The sequence below is a fragment of the Neisseria sp. P0019.S002 genome (assembly GCF_051957155.1).
GTDB lineage: Bacteria > Pseudomonadota > Gammaproteobacteria > Burkholderiales > Neisseriaceae > Neisseria > Neisseria perflava.
Genome location: NZ_JBQCWS010000001.1, coordinates 406,537 through 423,234 on the forward strand (window position 1 = coordinate 406,537; position 16,698 = coordinate 423,234).

Below are 16,698 nucleotides of genomic sequence, written 5' to 3' on the forward strand. Positions count from 1 at the left end.
TTGCATTGATGATAAAAATGCCGTCTGAAAACTTTCTGTTTTCAGACGGCATGTCTTAATGGCTATTAAATGACTTCAATAGCGCATCTTAGTAGCGCAAACGGCGTTTGGCGTAGCTTGGTTGGCGAGGACGATAGGTATAACGGTTCGCCGCAGGAGCTTTACTGTCGTCATAGTAGTACGCAACATTATTACCGTTGATGGTCGTATTGTTGACGCTCAAACCGGTTGGAGAGCCGGTAGTAATAACAACATTGTCGCTTTGGATGGTGTTTGCCGTATTGGTTACGGTGGCTTCGTTTTTACCTTTGGCGTTGATGTTGCCGTTTGGTTTGCCTGAAGCATAGCTGCCGTTGACATTGACGGTCAGATTTTTCTCATTAACGCTGCTGATTGCGCCGGAAGTATTGACTTTGTTGCCTTCTACTTCAACGGAGTTATTGGATACCAGGTTGGTACCGTGCAGGTTGACGTCGCCGTTGTTGGCATTGATTTTAATGTCATTGCCGGCCGCTACATTTGCGCCTGCGGCGGTAGAAGAAGCGTTATCGGTTTTGTTGACGCCGACAGAGCCGTTGACGTGAGGAACGGCAACACCGGTTTCAACATTGATTGTCGCACCAGCGCCGATACCGACATTAACGGCTGTACCTTGGTTGGAGGCAGTATTGGCTGACTCGGTGAAGGTTACGCCGTTGCCTGCGGTAATGTTGACGTTGTTGTTGGCAGTAATGTTGGATGCGATTTCAGCAGAGTCTTTGGCGTTGATGACAACATTGGTCGCATTCATATCGCCTTTGACGGCGGTAGATTCTTTTTTGTTTTCATCAGCGTAGTTGACGTTCAGGTTGGCATTCACATCAACGTTTGAACCGTCTTTGGTGTACGCGCCGACAGTCAAAGAAGCGCCGCCTTGTTTGCTGCTGCTGTTACTGGTGTTGTGGGCGGCAGTGTTGTGGTATGAACCTGCATCAATGTTGATCGCACCGGTAACATCGTATTTTGTACCTTCATCAGACACTTTGTCATTTGCCAAAACGATGGCATTGCCTGCGTTGATGGTGGTTACGGTTGCAGTGGATTCATTGTGGGTCGAAGAATTGCCTTGACCTTGTGCAGTGATTTCACCGCCGATGCCTTTGTTGGTGCTGATGCCGGCAGAAACGACCAAACCGCCGCCGTTTTGTTTCACATCGGATTTCGCACCGCTGTGTGCCGCTGCATGGGTAACGTTTTTGGCAGCTTCAACCACATTGCCGGTCGCATTAATCACGGTACCTTCTTGATTAATATTGCCGTTGGCAGTGATGGTGGCGTTGCCGCCGGTATTGATGTTGGATACATGAGATGTATTCGTTACGGTAGTTGCATCTGTTTTGGTGCTGGTAATGCCGACAGACACGCCGACGCCTGCAACGTTATTTTTTTCGTATGCAGTAGCAGATACGCCCAAATCGGTTACGCGTCCGGATTCGGTCACAGTGTTGCTGCCTTTGGATGCAACAACATTGACGTCATTGGCTGCGGAAATGTTGACAGATTCTTCGCCGTTGACTTGGCTGCCGCTGACGGTAACGTTTGAGTTGGAAGACAACTGGGTGTTTTTACCGGTCAAAATGCTGCCGTTCAGGCCGACAGAATGGGTGTCGGTGTGGGTGTCGGTGAATTTGATACCGGCTTTGGCAGTCACGCTGCCGTTTTCTTTATTGGTTTCGGTGCCAGAGTAGCCTTTGATGGAATACTCGTTGACCTGTTTGTTTTCTACCGCTTTGGCAGCATCAATGGTCAAATCGCCTGCGGAAGACAGTTGCAGTTTTTGCGCCGCAAACAATGCAGAGCCGATCACATTGATGTCTTTGTTGGAAACAACGGTCAGGTCGGCATTGGAAACCAGGGTAGAACCGGTTACTTTTTCAATGCTGCTATTGCTGCTGGTTTTAGAGGTCGTGATATTGAAAATCGTACCTTTACGCGCGCTTTGTGCGGAAGTATCGGTGCTGGTGGCGTTTTTAATATCAACATTGCCTGCTTTGGAGCTGACGAATGTACCGGCTTGGCCTTCAACGGTACTGCCGTAAACGTTGACGCCGTTTTTTGCACCCAAAACTACGTTTGAGTTGGCAGTAATGCTGCTGCCGTGCAGGTTTTCGGTACGGTTGTTTTGAACTTGGCTTTCACCGCCGAACAGACCGCCCCAGTATTTTTTCTGGTCGTCGAGGCTGTTGGTGTTGATGGTGGTTTGAGTACCCAAGTTGATGTTGTTGACATCGGTAACGACATTACCGTTTGCCGCAATGCTTGCGCCGTAAGTGCTCAAATCGCCTTCGGAAATCAAACCGATATCACCGGCTGCGGAGATTTTGGTTTGATGGGCGGTAGAGTTTTTTGAAGATTTTGTAGCGATGCCGGTTTTCAGGGCAGCAGTTTCATTTTTGAAGCTGACATAAGTCGAGCTGCTGTCGGTTTCGCTGTTGCTGCTCAATACGATGCCTTGTTGGGCGGCAATGCGAGCATCAGCAGCCGAGTTCAGTTCGGTCGCATCCAATTGGACTTTGCCTGTGGTGGCAATATTGACAGAACCGGCATTGATTTTGGTTTGATGCAGGCTTTCGTCAGTAGAGGAGCTCAGGTTGTTGTTGTACCAAAGGCCTTTGCTTTGAGTGTGGTCGGATTCTGTACGGTTGGTTGTTTTTACCGCGTTAGAATTGATGTTGCCTGTGGCAGATGCAGTCAGTGCGCCGGCATTGATGTTGGCCGCGCTCAGGTTGAGGCTGCCGCTATTGTTCAAAGTCAGTGACTCGGATGCATTGATATTGCTGGCGGTAAAGGTTTCCGTTTTGTTGCGGTCCGAACGGAAGTGCTGAACATTTTTCGCCTCTTTGCCGCTGGAAGACTTGTTAGCAGAATGGCTGTTAACTGTGCCTTTGATGTCGGTATCGCGGGCAAACAGTTCCATTTGTGCGCCGGTCAGATTGGCAGACTGGATGCTCAGGTTGCCTTTGCTGTCGATATTCAGGTAGCGGGTGCCGGTAATGGTAGCATTTTGAATGTTTTGTTTGGCGCGTTTGTCGGTCGCGTGGATACGGATGGTACCGGCGCGCATACTGCCGAAGATATGGCCGTCAAGCACCGGCGCATTTGAAGCAGCGTCCAATGCTTCGATTTGCGCGGTTTTGTAGTCGAAGTTGCTTTTGCCTGAAGAAACGTTGATGGCATCGGCAGCATTAACGTTGGCTGATTTGCCGACAACCACTTGCGGCGCGAGCAGGTCAACTACGCGGTTGCCGCTCAAATTGCCGTTTACTTGCAGTTGTTTGCCATTGTCGCTGATATTGAAAGATTTCAACGTGCCGTCTGAAACGGTTGGCGTACCGACAACCAAGGATGCGCGGTTGGCATTCAGGATGCTGCCGCCGTTGTGGGTAATGCCGTTAGGGTTTGCCAAAACATAGTCTGCGGCAATGCCGAAGATCTCTTGTTGACCCAAGATCAGAGAAGGGTTTTTGCTGACCACTTCGTTCAAGATCACAGATGCGGCCTGACCTTGGAAGTTTTTGTTGGCAGACAGGTTTCCGGCCAGTTGGGATTTACCGGCAGACAGGGCGTTATTCAAAACGGCGCCGTGTTGGGAAACGTTGTACTTGTTATATTGGTTGTGAGAAAGACCTTGGGCCGTCGGTGCGGCAATATTGACGATGTCAACATTGTGCTGCTGCTGTACCGAAGTTTGGCCGATGGCTTCGATGTTGGCCGCTACCGCTGCATTTCCCAGGAATGCAAAGCACACGGCGACAGTCACTTTGCCGGAAGCTGAGAGCTTAGGCTGATATAAAGTGTCGATTTTCATGGATTTTAATCCTTATTTATCGTGATGGAGATTGAATCAGAAATCCCATATCGAGTATTGGATTTCTGTTGAGGAAATTTTTGAATGTATTAACATTGTTATGAAATTTTTTACAATCATACCACCAGTATGGCCTTGTGTGCACTATTTCAAATGCAAATAAAAACCGCTCATCTTATTGATATTAATAGAAAATTAATAACGTTAAGATGGGCGGTTTATATATTGGATAAAAGGATATATATTTACATAACTTTAAAATGGAATGCGTAAAGAAACGGTCACATGATCCTGTATTTCGCTGTTTGATTGGTTGGGCATGCGTGCAAAACCTTTGCCATAGTCGGCAGAAAGTTGCCATTTGTCCGCTTTGCCCAAATTCAAACCTGCAACTACGCTCATGGCGCGTTGCGAACCTTCGTTATTGTTTTTGGCAACGCCGATGTCTGCACCCAGATAAGGCTCGATATAGATGCCATGGGGCGTATTGCGGCGGAAATAAACGGTATTGCTCAACAGGACTGCGCTGTTTGCGCTCAAAGAAATCGAACGGAAACCGCGTACATTTTGATAACCGACGATGTCCATTTCTTTGGCGGCAAACAAATCATGCGGGCTATATTGGGCATCGATTTGGTGATGGTTGCGCACGATCCATTTGCCCAATGGGCGGTTTTGAATCAAATTGCTTTGCAAGGATACAGAGGTATAGCGCTTGTCGAACGGCGTATGTTCGGTATTTTTCGCAAACCCTTGTTCTACGCCGATATTGTTGAGCCAAATGCCGTTTGGCAGGATGGCTGTATGCGACAGGCCGACTTGTGCCGAATAGATTTCCGGGCTTTGTAATTCCAGTTTGCTGTCGGCAAATTTCGTAGTCTGTTTCACATAGTCGATGCCGGCATAGGCGGAGGTAATGTGTTTTTGACTGCGTGAGAATACGTGCTCTGCTTTGATTCCTGCCGCTTTGGATTTGGAGCGGTAGGCATAGCGGGTCACGCTGGGCGTTAAGATGCTTTGCGATTGCGACGCTGCAGCGTAAGTGCTGAATGTCCATGCGCCATAAGGAACTTGGTAGAACAGGCTGCCGCCGCGACTGTAATGGCTGTCGTGGCTGTTTAGATTGGTATTGCCGTTTAGATAAAGGGAATCGCTCAATCCCAACGGACTGCCGACATTCAGGCTGCCGCGCAGTGTCGTGGTATTGGGTTTGCTGCCTTTATTGTCGATGGTGACGCTGCCGCCCCAATGTTTTTGTGCATCGTTGTTGAGTTGGATGGAGGCGGTACCGTCATCATGCGGATAAACATCAATGCTGACGTTGTTGCCGACAACATGGTTTGCCTGTTCGATACCTTGGTCGAGGTATTGGATGTTTAGCGGTTTGCCTTGATGATCGGGGAAGAGGGTATCGACGTTGACTGTACGTGAGCCGCCGGTAATCTCACGGATTTTGCCTTCGATGACTGCTAATTTCAAAACACGCTCGGGCGTGGTTTCAAATTTGATTTGCGTATGCGGATAGCCTTGAGCGATATATTCGGCAACGATATCCCGGTTCAGTTGGTTGATGCTGTTTTGATTGATGCATTTGGGTAACTTGGCTTCAATCTTTTTGGAATCGATGAGGGTAATACCGGAAAGCTCGATACCGGTGTAATCCAAGCATTTGGTATTGTTTTCAGACGGCACCTCTTGTGCAACCGCGTCATTATCTTGCTTTTTCTGCAAATCCCATGCTGACTGCTCGCGTTTTTGGATTTCGACCGAATGAATCTGGTCGAGATTGTCGCGGAAGTCTTTGTCGAATTGGTTGGGTACGTTTTTATCGATTTGATCAAGCGAATTCGGCGTATTGGCCGCATGGGCGTTTAGCGCGGAGAGAATCAATACGGGCAGGGGAAGAAGGCGGGATTTATACATGGTGTCGTAATTTTATAAGGATAATTATTGGGTTTATTTTATCGAAAATAGCTGCTTGGGCGTATCGGTTTTTATCGTTGTCTGTAATATTGGTTTATTAAGCAATGATAGGATAAATTTCTATGATGATACCATAGAAAGATTAAGGGAATTTAAATAACAAAAACCTGCCTTTGAAAAGGCAGGTTTTTTCAGACGGCCTTTGAGCCGTTAAAGATTTTGCAAACGCTCGACAGAAGGCGCGTAGTAGTAGGCGCCTGATACGGCTTTAGACAAATATTTCAGCAGTAAGTCGGTTTTGCCGTCTGCATCGCCGAACATATTGAGCAGTTGAACTTCGATATTGTGCAGCGTGTTGCAATAGGAAGTGAACATCAAACCATGTTCGCCGCTAATTTTGCCGAAGGGCAGGCTGCGGCGGACGATTTTCAAACCAACGCCGTTTTCTTTGACATTGACGCGGCCGAGATGTGAGTCGGGCAGGCGCACGTCTTTGCTGAATTCGTCATTGGCTTCTTTGCTGCGGCCAACGCTGGCTTCTTGTTCGGCAGTAGGAACGGCATCCCATTTTTTCAAATCATGCAGGTATTTTTGCAGCAAAACATAGCTGCCGCCGGCATCCGGCTTGCCTTCGGGAATAATGGCGACATTGCGTACATTGTCATCGCCCTGCGGATTTTCCGTACCGTCGACAAAACCGTCCAAGCCGCGGTCTTCATACAGGCGCAGGCCGTGTTCTTCAGTGGCTACGCGGATGCTGTCGCCGAATGCGCCTAAAACAGATTGAGCCAAGGCATAAGCAGCTTTTTGCTCGGTGGCTTGGATGTGGATATAGAGGTCGTGTTGGGTGGAAGGGGCGAGGCCGTTGCCCAATTCTGGGAAAGGTTTGATTTCGCTGCCTTCGTCAGTATGGCCGAACGATTGCCATGCGCGGCTGCCGAAGGCAATGGTCAAACCCAAAATATCATTTGGAAAACGGGTTTTCAGTTTGGCCAAGGATTCCAAAGAAAGGCGGCAGGCAGATTTGATGTCTTCGTTGCGGCCGTCCGAAATGTCTGCTTCGATAAAAATACCGGCTTGTGCGTGATCAGGAATAATAGCTGATTGAGGTTGGCTCATGATGATTCCTTTCAAAATATTATGGGTTTTTACGTGGGGGATTATACACTGAAAGTTTCAGACGGCCTAAAATCTGCCTTTTGATTTTTTAGGGCGGAAAGGCATGTTTGGCAAGATGTTTTTTGTGAGCGTCATTCTGTTGCAAGTGTTTACATTCGGGCTTGGGCGTTCGCTGCAATGGCTGTTTGCGCCTTGGATAGGCAAAGTCGGCAGACGTTGGCTGATGGGTATTTCCTATTTCATTACAAACGGCTTGTTGGTCGGCTTACTGCTGGAATTGGGGCATATGATGTTCCGCGTGGTGGCGTTTTGGATGGTGATCTTGCTGTTTGTAATGTATGCCGCGTTGGCGACATTTATCCTGTATCTTTTGCTGCGCCGTTTTATGGCACGCCAACCGCTTTCTCGAAGCCTGCGGCTGTTTGCGCCTTTGTTTGTGGCCGGTTTACTCGGTTTTGGGATGTATAACGCCTATACGCCCGTGGTCCGTCATCAGACCGTATTCATCAATAAGAAAATGGATAAGCCGCTGCGTATCGGTGTGGCCAGCGATTTGCACTTGGGAATTTTGTTCGGCGCGCGTCAATTAGACAAACTGACGGACATCATGAAGCAGGAAAAAGTCGACATGGTGTTGCTGCCGGGCGATTTGATGGACGATACCGTCGATGCATACCTGAAAGAAAACATGAAACCGCATTTGCAGAAGCTGACTGCACCGATGGGCGTTTACGCCACTTTGGGCAATCATGATTGGTTCCGCGATCAGAAGCGCATCAAACATGAATTGGAAGCGGCAGGTTTGACGGTTTTGGCCAATCAGGTTTTGGAAGTGAATGGTGTGTTGCTGGTAGGGCGGAGCGATGATTTGGATCGCAAGCGCCCCAGTGCGGAGCAACTTTTAGAAGGTCAAAATACCCAATTACCGGTTTTATTGATGGATCACCGTCCTACTTCAATCGAAGCCCATGCCCGGCTGCCGATTGATGTGCAGGTCTCCGGCCATGTCCACAACGGCCAAGTTGCACCTGCCAGCCTTATCGTCCGTACGCTTTATCGTCTTGCTTACGGTTATGAGGCGATCGGCAACGGCCATTTCTTCACCACTTCGGGCTACGGCTTCTGGGGTATTCCCCTTCGTTTGGGTTCGCAATCAGAAGTGTGGGTTATTGACATCAAGTCAAAGCATTGAAATAGAAATATAAACTTCAGGCCGTCTGAATTTCAGACGGCCTTTTTTATGAAAATTGGGAAAAAATATTGAAATTGGATTATAATCGATGTTAATAAAATCAGCCACCGATATGAGTGGCATCATAACTAGGGAACTCACTATGGGCATTATTAGTCTTGCACTTATTTTCGTATCAATCGCCGCTGTCTTATTGTATTTCAAACAACAGTTGAAAGACCGCAAAAAAGACTGTCGCGAATCTTTTGTCTCTTTACGCATTGCGCTTGACTGCCGACATCAGGCCGTCCGTCATGTATTGGATGCATACAGCAAACACCTGCAAGAGCAGGGCATTGCATCGGATCGAAACGTTCAGCAGATGTGTGCCGAAGTCGAAACCGCATTGGCGCAAACTGCCAAAACATTTTCCGAATCCAAAATCAAACATCTGTGTGAAGCCGAAACAGCATTGAATCATACGCTGAAAAAATTGCAAACTGCTGTCAACGGCATTTTGAAACAGTATCCTGATGAGAAATTGGCCTGCTTGATGGAAATGCTGGATGCTGCAGAAGCAGAAGTCGCATCGGCACGCCGCACTTACAACCGCAGAGCCGGAAGCTACAACCATCATTTAAACAAGCTGCCCAACCGCCTTGTCGCCAAGCCATTAGGTTTTGACAGGCAGGCAAGATTGGTTCATTTTACGGAAAACCAAACGCAACGAATGAGCAGCAATATGTTGGCTTAAAAAATAAGCAGTTTGCTGAATAAGTGATACACAAAAGGCCGTCTGAAATATTAATTTCAGACGGCCTTTTGTATGCTGTTAATGAAAAACACTTAGGTTTTTGCCAATTTATTGAGCAAAGCGGATCAGGCTGTCGGCAAGCTTATCGGCTGCAGTTTCATAACCTTGTGCAGAGAAGTGGACGCCGTCTTTGGCTGCCAAGCCTTGAGCCATCCAGTTTTTCATGCTACATGCCCCGCCCATCGCATCCTGCCAAGACCAGAACATGATTTTTTCGTCATGGGCAACGCGTTGCTGCATTTGTTGCACTTCACTGAGCAAGACAGGACGGTTGCCGCAGCTGCCGTAGGCGGTTTTCAAAGATTCCGGAGCGCCGAGGATCAGGATACCTGCGTTGGGCAGGGTATTTTTGATTTGACGGATGTAATTGCGCCATGTCCGCTCGGTAGAGGAAATATCGAGGTTGCCGGAAAAGGCTTCATTGGTACCGTAGGCAAGGATGATTAAATCGGCTTTGGTTTGTGCCAAGTCTTCCCACATGCCCGGTCGCCATTTTGACCATTGGGATAACTGTGCGCCGTTGATGCCCATGGCGGAAACGGTTACGCCGCGTCCGGGGCGTTCGATATTAATGAAACCGATTTGCCAAGGCATGCCGCTGCTGAGGGTCATCGGCAGGGAAGCATTGGTACGTATCAGTTGCCAACCGTTTTGTGTGGCAGGGATTTCGCGTCCGTTGACGGTCAGGGTTTGCTCAGACCAAACCGGTTTGCCGAAAATGGAGATTTGTTGCATATCCATGCTGCCGTCGGCTGCGCTTAAGGTAACGCTGCCGCCATCGGCGCGTGCTTCAATCCCGCCGAAAGAAAAATCGCTGTGTGATTTGCGGCTGCTGATGGTGTTCCAACCGCTGCCGTTGTAACGGACGGTAGCCATACGCTGACCCTTGACGGTGTTGGGATAAACCCAACCGATGCCGCCGTTGCCCCATTGTTGTTGCAAACGGCGACGCAGGCGGTCGGTGAAATAGTCGCCGGCGGTGTGGGAGTCGCCAACTTGGATGATGCGAAACTTGCCGTCTGAAGTATTGTTGAGTTGTTGCAGTCTATTCAGCCAGGCAGGGCGGTTGGAGCCGTAGTTGCTTAACAGGCCGTCATTGGTTGCGCAGGCGGTAATAGGGAGTGCGAGAAGCGTGAGGAGTAAGGTTTTATTAAATTTCATGGTTGTGTATCGTGTGTAAAATTAAATTTTTCCATAATTTTTCCGGCCAGTAGTTTTTGGCCTTCTGTGGAAAAGTGAATGCCGTCCTTACTGCGGTAACGGATGATTTTTCCATCTACTTTGACAGAGTCGGCATATTCTTCTGCGCCATTGCTCAACAGTTTGTCGGTCGGCAGCCAAATGGCTTGAGGCGACACCGTACCCGACAGGATTTTGTCGAGGTAGCGCATCTGTTCGTTGAGCTTAGCTTTTTTCATGTAAGGAATGCCCAGCCAGATGACTTGGACATCATGTGTGGAGGCTGCATCAAGAATACGGCGGACGCGGTTGAGGTATTCTGCCTCCCATTCGGGGGAAGCGAACTTCAGGTATTTTTTACCCATCGGGAAATCCCAAGGGTCGTTAGGGCCTAAGAATACAACCAAAACGCGGATGTCGGGTTCTTTTTGCAAAGTTTGTTCGATGGTTTTCGGCCAGTCGAAGAAGTTGGGGTAGGACAAACCGGTACTTTGTTTGCTGAGGTTGACCGATTGTACGCCATATTCTTGCTTGAGGTGTTTTTGTACGAAAGGTGCAACGCCCTGCATCAGCGAGTCACCGGCAAAGAAAACTTTGTTGCCTTTTTTCAATACAACCTGCGTTGCCGACTGATCAGCCTGATTGCTTGGCTCGCTGGCTGTGGTATCTGTATTGTTAGTCGCATCGGAAGCAGCAGAGTCTTTTTGATTGTCCGATACTTCAATGTCTTCCGTATTTTCAGACGGCTTTGCTGTTTCAATACCAGAGCCTTCTGAAGCCAAAGCATCTTCTGTTTCAAGAGAAGCTTTCAGGCCGTCTGAAAATTCGTAAGCTTTTTGTTGCCAATCCGCACCGATGCGCCACCAAGCGTATTCAGATAAAGGCTCAAGCGGACTGTTCTCGTGATAGGTCTGCTGCCAATAGGCATTGATGGAGTTTTGGGCAAACCACGTCAGCGCAACTGCACTGAGCAGAATCGAAACAAACAGGGAGATAAAGCGTTTCATGTTCTGCTCCTTAGAAGTTGGCGTAAATAAAGCCGGGAATGCCGGACGGGGCGAAGACGATAATTAGGGCGAGGATAAGCGTGATGGGAATAAACCACAGCCATGCAGGCAGTTTGTCCAAGCCTTTTACCGATGCTTCAAATAAGCGAAGCAAATACGGGTACAGCAAAAGCATCATCGCAAATGCACCCAGCAACATAAGGTCGGTCGGCAGAGGCGCATTCCAACCTTTGTCATTGGCAAATAATGCGCTGAACAGCATTTCCGTATCGGCAAGCGTTGCGCTGTTGAACACGACAAAAGCGAAACAAACGAAATGGAAGGTAAACAGCCAGGCGAGCGGTTTGCCGATTTTCAGACGGCCTAAGGCATTGCGGCCGACGATTTTGTCGCCGCAGTTAAGGAATACCAAAGCCGCACCGTGCAGCGCGCCCCAAATCAAAAAGCTCCAGCCGTAGCCATGCCAAATGCCGGAAAGCAACATGGCAATCATCAGATTGAGTTGGGTACGTCCGAAGCCTTTTTTGCTGCCGCCCAAAGGAATATAGATATAGTCGCGAATCCAAGTGGACAGGCTGATATGCCATCTATCCCAGAAGTCGCGGATGTTGATGGCGCGAAGCGGCGCGGCAAAGTTTTTCGGCAGTTGGAAGCCGAGCAGCATGGCCAAGCCGATGACCAAATCCGAGTAGCCGGAAAAGTCGAAAAAGAGTTGGAAGGTGTAGCCATAAATCGCAGATAACACGCCCCAGCCGTCGAACTGAGCCGGATTTTCAAAAACAGGCGATACCCAGCCTTCCGCCAATACGCCGGCAAGCCACCATTTTTTGGCAATGCCCAATACAATCAGGCCGACCGCCAACGCCGGATAAATCAGCTGGCGTGCCTGTTTGGTGCGGATTTGCGCCAATGCGCCCGCTTGTTCTCCGTCTATGCTTTTAAAAGCGGCCGCACGGATAATCGGGCCGGATGTGATGGTGGGGAAGAAGCTCAGATGCAGTAGGAGTTCGTGCCATTCAAAACGGTCTCCCTTAGGCTCGCGGTAGCAATACACCAAGTAAGCCAGCGATTGGAAAGTGTAATAAGACAAGCCTAAGGGCAAAATAATGTCGATGACGGCGCTTTGCCCCGTATATTGCTGAATAATCGGGCGGAAAAAGTCGAAATATTTGAAGAAACACAAAACAGTCAATGCTGCCGAAATACCGCAGCCCAGCCAAAATTTGCGGATATTCTCGTTTTCAGAAAACATCAGTACGCTGATCAGGTAAACCACAGACGAGTAAACCAAAATCAGTGCGGCAAAAATGGGGTCGATACGGTAAAGCCAGCCTAGTCCGGCAACCAAAAGTAAAACGTTTTGAACTTGCGGCAAACGTGCAAATGCCCAGTACAAGGGCAAAAATACGATAAAGAATACCGCAAACTCAATAGACAGCAACGGCATGACAATTCCTTGATGTGTTTAAACTTTCAAACTTTTCGATTGATTGTTATTTTTTGGCGTTAAGTTTGGCGCGGATGACTTCGACTACCGCAGGTAAAATCGAAATCACGATGATTGCCGCCATAACTAAGCCCAGATTGTTTTTTACGACGGGGATATTGGCGAAGAAGTAGCCTGCATAGGAAAACGACAATACCCACAACACCGCGCCGATAATGTTGTAACGGATAAACGTCGCGTAGTGCATATCGCCCATACCGGCGACAAATGGCGCAAACGTCCGCACAATCGGTACAAAGCGCGCAATGATGATGGTTTTGCCGCCGTGTTTTTCATAGAACGCATGGGTTTTTTCCAAATACGAACGGCGGAAAATTTTGGAATCAGGACTGGCAAACAGTTTTTGTCCAAAATACTTGCCGATCATAAAATTGGCCGCATCGCCTAAAATGGCGGCAGCCAAGAGCAGCAATACCATGACGTGGATATTCATGCCACCGATGGCCGCAATACCGCCAGCAGCAAACAGCAGCGAGTCGCCGGGTAAAAATGGCGTTACGACCAAACCGGTTTCGCAGAAAATCACAACAAACAAAATCGCGTAAATCCACGGGCCATATTGGGCGGAGAGGTGGACAAGGTGTTGGTCGATATGGAGGATGAAATCAATAAGGGTAGAAATCACTAGGGTTCCCCAAATAAAAAAGCCGTCTGAAAAAGAACAGACAAATGTTTCGGCGAGAAGTTCGACATTGTAAAACCAAAGCGGAATAAAACCAATGCCGTAAGCGCGTCAAGATATGTTTAGAAGTGCAGATATGTTGCAGGTATAGGCTTCAGACGGCCTTTATCCTTGATGGTGGACGGCAAAACAACGTAAAATAAAGCCGATTCCAACCTAACCGGTGCGCCTTTGTGAACCAGCTCATCTTCGATTTTGCCAGCCATGATTATCCCGGCTTCGACAAATTTCTGGGAACAGAAAATGCCGAGCTGGTGTATGTGTTGCAGCACAAACATGGGCAGTTTATCTATGTGTGGGGCGAAGAGGGCGCAGGCAAAAGCCATCTCTTGCAGGCATGGGTCGCACAGGCGCTCGATGCCGGACGAAATGCCCTCTATATTGATGCCGCTGCCACGCCGCTGACAGAAGTCGCGCTGGATGCGGAATATCTCGCCATTGACCAAATTGAAAAGCTCAATAATGAAGAACAGGCTTTACTGTTTGCCATCTTCAACCGCTTCCGCAACAGCGGCAAAGGCTTTTTGCTTTTGAGTTCCGAATATACGCCGCAACAACTCGTTATCCGTGAAGACCTACGCACACGCATGGCGTATTGCTTGGTTTACGAAGTCAAACCGCTGACCGACCGGGAAAAAATCGATGCGCTCGTCAGCATGGCCGCCGCCCGTCAGGTAACCATCGATCCGGAAATCTTCGAATACCTGCTGAACCATTGGCGGCGCGATATGGACAGCCTGATGCAAATGCTCGATACCCTCGACAACTACGCCGTTATGATGGGCAAGCGCATTACTTTGCCGCTTTTGCGCCAGCTTTTAAAACAACAGGAAACCCAATGAAAAACCTTGCCATTTTCGATCTCGACAATACCTTAATCAATACCGATTCGGATCACTCCTGGCCGCAATACCTGATTAAAAAAGGCATAGTCGATGCGGCTGAAACCGAGGCGCAAAATGAAAAGTTCTACCAAGACTATCAAAACGGTTGTCTTGATATCGATGCCTTCCTCAAATTCCATCTCGCGCCTTTAGCCCGTTTCAGCAAGGAAGAATTGGCTGAGTTTCATCGCGAGTTTATGGCTGAATATATTGTTCCGTATATTTCCCCGATGCAGCGTATGCTGGTGCAAAGCCATCAAATGGCGGGCGACGAAATGTTGGTTATTTCTTCGACCAACGAATTCATCATTACCCCAATCTGCCATCTTTTCGGTATTCACAACATTATCGGTACACAGCTTGAAACCGGCGCAGACGGCCGATATACCGGCAACTATGTCGGTACGCCCAGCCTGAAAGAAGGTAAAATTACCCGATTGAACCAATGGCTTGCCGAGCGCGGCGAGACATTTGAAAGCTACGGCAAGGTTTATTTTTACAGCGACTCCAAAAACGATTTGCCGCTGCTGCGTATCGTGGACGAACCTGTCGCCGTCAATCCGGATACCGAGCTGGAAAAAGAAGCCAAAGCAAAAGGTTGGCCGATTTTGAATTTCAAATAACGACGAATCAGGCCGTCTGAAATATTTAACCTAACCACAACCCTAATAAGGACTAAAACATGAAAACGACTAAACTCCTCGCCTCAGCCCTGTTGTTTGCCGCTGTATTCGGTACCGCACAAGCAGCCGATACCGAAACTCTGGAAGCCATGAAAGCGCAAAACGGCAGCGTTAAAACCGTTTTGATGGATGTCTTCACTACTCCTGCCGGTAATGTTGACCGCGTGAATATCATTCAATCCAGCGGCAATCCTGAAATGGACGAACGTGCAGTGAAAAGCGTTTCCAAATATCCTTATCCGAAACGCAAAACCCCATCTAAATACCAACACACCGTTACTTTTGAAACCAATGTTGAAGTAATCAACAACTGATTTGGACGCAAGGCCGTCTGAAAAACAGAAGGCGTTTTGATTGGGAAATTCCCTGTCAAAACGCCGTTTTATTCTTTAAACAAGTATAACCAAAATTGCCGTAAAACCACACGCTCCGGTGCTATACTGAAACAAATAAACCGCTTCATCACACATCATGTTTCCCCGTCCAGTTACCATTACTTCCTACAATATGCACAAAGGCATGTCTGCGCTCAACCGCAAAGTGCAGGTCAACCGCATGGCTGACGCGCTGGGTGCATTGGGTTCGGATGTTTTGTTTTTACAAGAAGTCCAAGGACAACATCTCAACAGAAGCCGCCGTACCGACTTTCCCGATGCGCCGCATTACGACATCATCGGCGACAGCCTCGATTATCATCGCAGCTATGGCAAAAATGCCGTCTATCCCAAACGACACCACGGCAACGCCATTCTCAGCCGCCTGCCTCTGAAAACGGAAAACAACCTCAACATCAGCGTCAATAAACTCGAACAACGCGGCCTGTTGCATTGCGAAGTCGTGCCCGAAGGTTGGGAAGATCCGCTGGTGTGTTTGTGCGTCCACCTCAACTTGCGCGAGCCGGACCGCCTCAAACAATACCGCGCCATCAGCGACTACGTTGGCCGATACATTCGTCCAGAAAGCCCGTTGATTATCGCCGGCGATTTCAATGACTGGCGGCAAAAATCAGCGCGTGAGCTGGGCAGGGCATTAGATTTGAACGAAGTATTTGTCGATAATACAGGCAAGCGCCCTAAAACCTTCCCTTCGCGCCTGCCCATCCTCAGCCTCGACCGCATTTATACGCGCAATCTTGATGTCATCGATTCTGAAATTCACAACAGTAAAGACTGGCAACATTTGTCAGATCATCTGCCATTGAGTGTAACGGTTAGGCCGCATCGTAAAATGAATATGAAATCCGATAGAAAAATGTAAGGCTGAAATTTTTTTTAAAGCAAAGCACTATTGGCAATGTATCGAAAGAAAAAGTTTTTCAATCAGATATTTGAGACAAAACAGGCCGTCTGAAAAGTTTCAGACGGCCTGTTTAAGTTTATAAAAAAGCACAAACCTTTTAAAATCAAAAGTTTGCGCTTCAAATCTGGTGGAGGCGGGGGGAATCGAACCCCCGTCCGAAAGTCCTCTACAGAGCGTTCTACATACTTAGTTGTGTCTATTTAGAATCTCGTCCCCATCATGCCGACCAACAGGCCTTCAGAGAACCAGTTACCTTAAATCTCGTTTCCTGCCAAGTAACCCGACAGAAAACCAGTCAATGTACAATGACGTTGCGGTAGCTTGCGCTACACAGCCCATTGACCAACTGCTGCAACGGCAGGCCTTAAGCGGCCAGTGCGTAAGTTTCGTCGTTTGCGACTATTTAAATTCAGTGTTTTACGGGAAATCTGAGACCCCGGTATGCCCGCATCTGCTTTGCAACCCCCGTCGAAACCAAGATCGCCCCCAGATAGGAAAAGTCGATTATACGCATGTCAGCGTGCTTTGCCAAGCTGCCGATTGATTGAAAAGGCCGTCTGAACAGCAGTTTGCTTTTTCAGAC

13 protein-coding genes and 1 other RNA gene are annotated in these 16,698 nt (G+C 48.4%); 6 read left to right on the top strand and 8 right to left on the bottom strand.

Annotated features, from left to right (window positions below; translation table 11 throughout):
• Positions 1 to 88 precede the first annotated feature (88 nt).
• The 3 genes from ACTHTY_RS01950 to ACTHTY_RS01960 form a co-directional block, all read right to left on the bottom strand.
• Positions 89 to 3,847: a hemagglutinin repeat-containing protein gene (locus ACTHTY_RS01950; RefSeq protein WP_440366290.1), complete on the bottom strand. Its 3,759-nt coding sequence runs from the start codon at positions 3,845 to 3,847 to the stop codon at positions 89 to 91.
• A gap of 255 nt (positions 3,848 to 4,102) precedes the next feature.
• The gene (locus ACTHTY_RS01955; protein WP_440366291.1) at positions 4,103 to 5,770 is read right to left on the bottom strand and encodes a ShlB/FhaC/HecB family hemolysin secretion/activation protein; all 1,668 of its coding nucleotides are present in this window, start codon (positions 5,768 to 5,770) and stop codon (positions 4,103 to 4,105) included.
• 210 nt (positions 5,771 to 5,980) lie between these two features.
• Complete coding sequence (locus tag ACTHTY_RS01960) at positions 5,981 to 6,889, bottom strand: Dyp-type peroxidase (RefSeq protein ID WP_440366292.1); 909 nt, start codon at positions 6,887 to 6,889, stop codon at positions 5,981 to 5,983.
• Between the two features lie 103 nt (positions 6,890 to 6,992).
• On the opposite strand from ACTHTY_RS01960, the gene ACTHTY_RS01965 reads away from it, so the two are divergent.
• Together ACTHTY_RS01965 and ACTHTY_RS01970 are read left to right on the top strand one after the other, a co-directional pair.
• Positions 6,993 to 8,081, top strand: coding sequence for a metallophosphoesterase (locus tag ACTHTY_RS01965; protein WP_440366293.1), 1,089 nt, complete (start codon positions 6,993 to 6,995; stop codon positions 8,079 to 8,081).
• A gap of 112 nt (positions 8,082 to 8,193) precedes the next feature.
• Positions 8,194 to 8,814 carry a LemA family protein gene (locus tag ACTHTY_RS01970; protein WP_440366294.1) on the top strand — a complete coding sequence of 207 codons (621 nt, stop codon included), beginning with the start codon at positions 8,194 to 8,196 and terminating at the stop codon, positions 8,812 to 8,814.
• Positions 8,815 to 8,922: 108 nt separating this feature from the next.
• Here ACTHTY_RS01970 and ACTHTY_RS01975 read toward each other — a convergent pair whose 3' ends face one another.
• The 4 genes from ACTHTY_RS01975 to ACTHTY_RS01990 are packed head-to-tail and all read right to left on the bottom strand — an operon-like array spanning position 8,923 to position 13,192.
• Complete coding sequence (locus ACTHTY_RS01975; RefSeq protein WP_440366295.1) at positions 8,923 to 10,035, bottom strand: SGNH/GDSL hydrolase family protein; 1,113 nt, start codon at positions 10,033 to 10,035, stop codon at positions 8,923 to 8,925.
• Positions 10,032 to 11,060, bottom strand: a complete 1,029-nt coding sequence (gene patB / locus ACTHTY_RS01980; protein WP_440366296.1) for a peptidoglycan O-acetyltransferase PatB — start codon at positions 11,058 to 11,060, stop codon at positions 10,032 to 10,034. The genes ACTHTY_RS01975 and patB overlap by 4 nt, the downstream gene beginning before the upstream one ends.
• Before the next feature lie 10 nt (positions 11,061 to 11,070).
• Positions 11,071 to 12,507: an MBOAT family O-acyltransferase gene (locus ACTHTY_RS01985; protein WP_440366297.1), complete on the bottom strand. Its 1,437-nt coding sequence runs from the start codon at positions 12,505 to 12,507 to the stop codon at positions 11,071 to 11,073.
• A 46-nt stretch (positions 12,508 to 12,553) separates the two neighbouring features.
• Positions 12,554 to 13,192, bottom strand: coding sequence for a DedA family protein (locus tag ACTHTY_RS01990; protein WP_440366298.1), 639 nt, complete (start codon positions 13,190 to 13,192; stop codon positions 12,554 to 12,556).
• Positions 13,193 to 13,422: 230 nt separating this feature from the next.
• Between ACTHTY_RS01990 and hda the strand changes: the two genes are divergently transcribed.
• The 4 genes from hda (at position 13,423) to ACTHTY_RS02010 (ending at position 16,073) form a co-directional block, all read left to right on the top strand.
• The gene (gene hda / locus ACTHTY_RS01995) at positions 13,423 to 14,091 is read left to right on the top strand and encodes a DnaA regulatory inactivator Hda (protein WP_440366299.1); all 669 of its coding nucleotides are present in this window, start codon (positions 13,423 to 13,425) and stop codon (positions 14,089 to 14,091) included.
• Positions 14,088 to 14,756, top strand: a complete 669-nt coding sequence (locus ACTHTY_RS02000) for an HAD family hydrolase (protein ID WP_070608202.1) — start codon at positions 14,088 to 14,090, stop codon at positions 14,754 to 14,756. Before hda ends, ACTHTY_RS02000 begins: the two co-directional genes overlap by 4 nt.
• A gap of 59 nt (positions 14,757 to 14,815) precedes the next feature.
• Positions 14,816 to 15,130, top strand: a complete 315-nt coding sequence (locus ACTHTY_RS02005) for a TonB family protein (protein WP_128581819.1) — start codon at positions 14,816 to 14,818, stop codon at positions 15,128 to 15,130.
• Between the two features lie 157 nt (positions 15,131 to 15,287).
• On the top strand, positions 15,288 to 16,073 hold the full coding sequence (locus tag ACTHTY_RS02010; protein ID WP_440366300.1) for an endonuclease/exonuclease/phosphatase family protein: 786 nt from the start codon (positions 15,288 to 15,290) through the stop codon (positions 16,071 to 16,073).
• A 167-nt stretch (positions 16,074 to 16,240) separates the two neighbouring features.
• Here ACTHTY_RS02010 and ssrA read toward each other — a convergent pair.
• Positions 16,241 to 16,603: a transfer-messenger RNA gene (gene ssrA / locus ACTHTY_RS02015) on the bottom strand.
• Between the last annotated feature and the right edge of the window lie 95 nt (positions 16,604 to 16,698).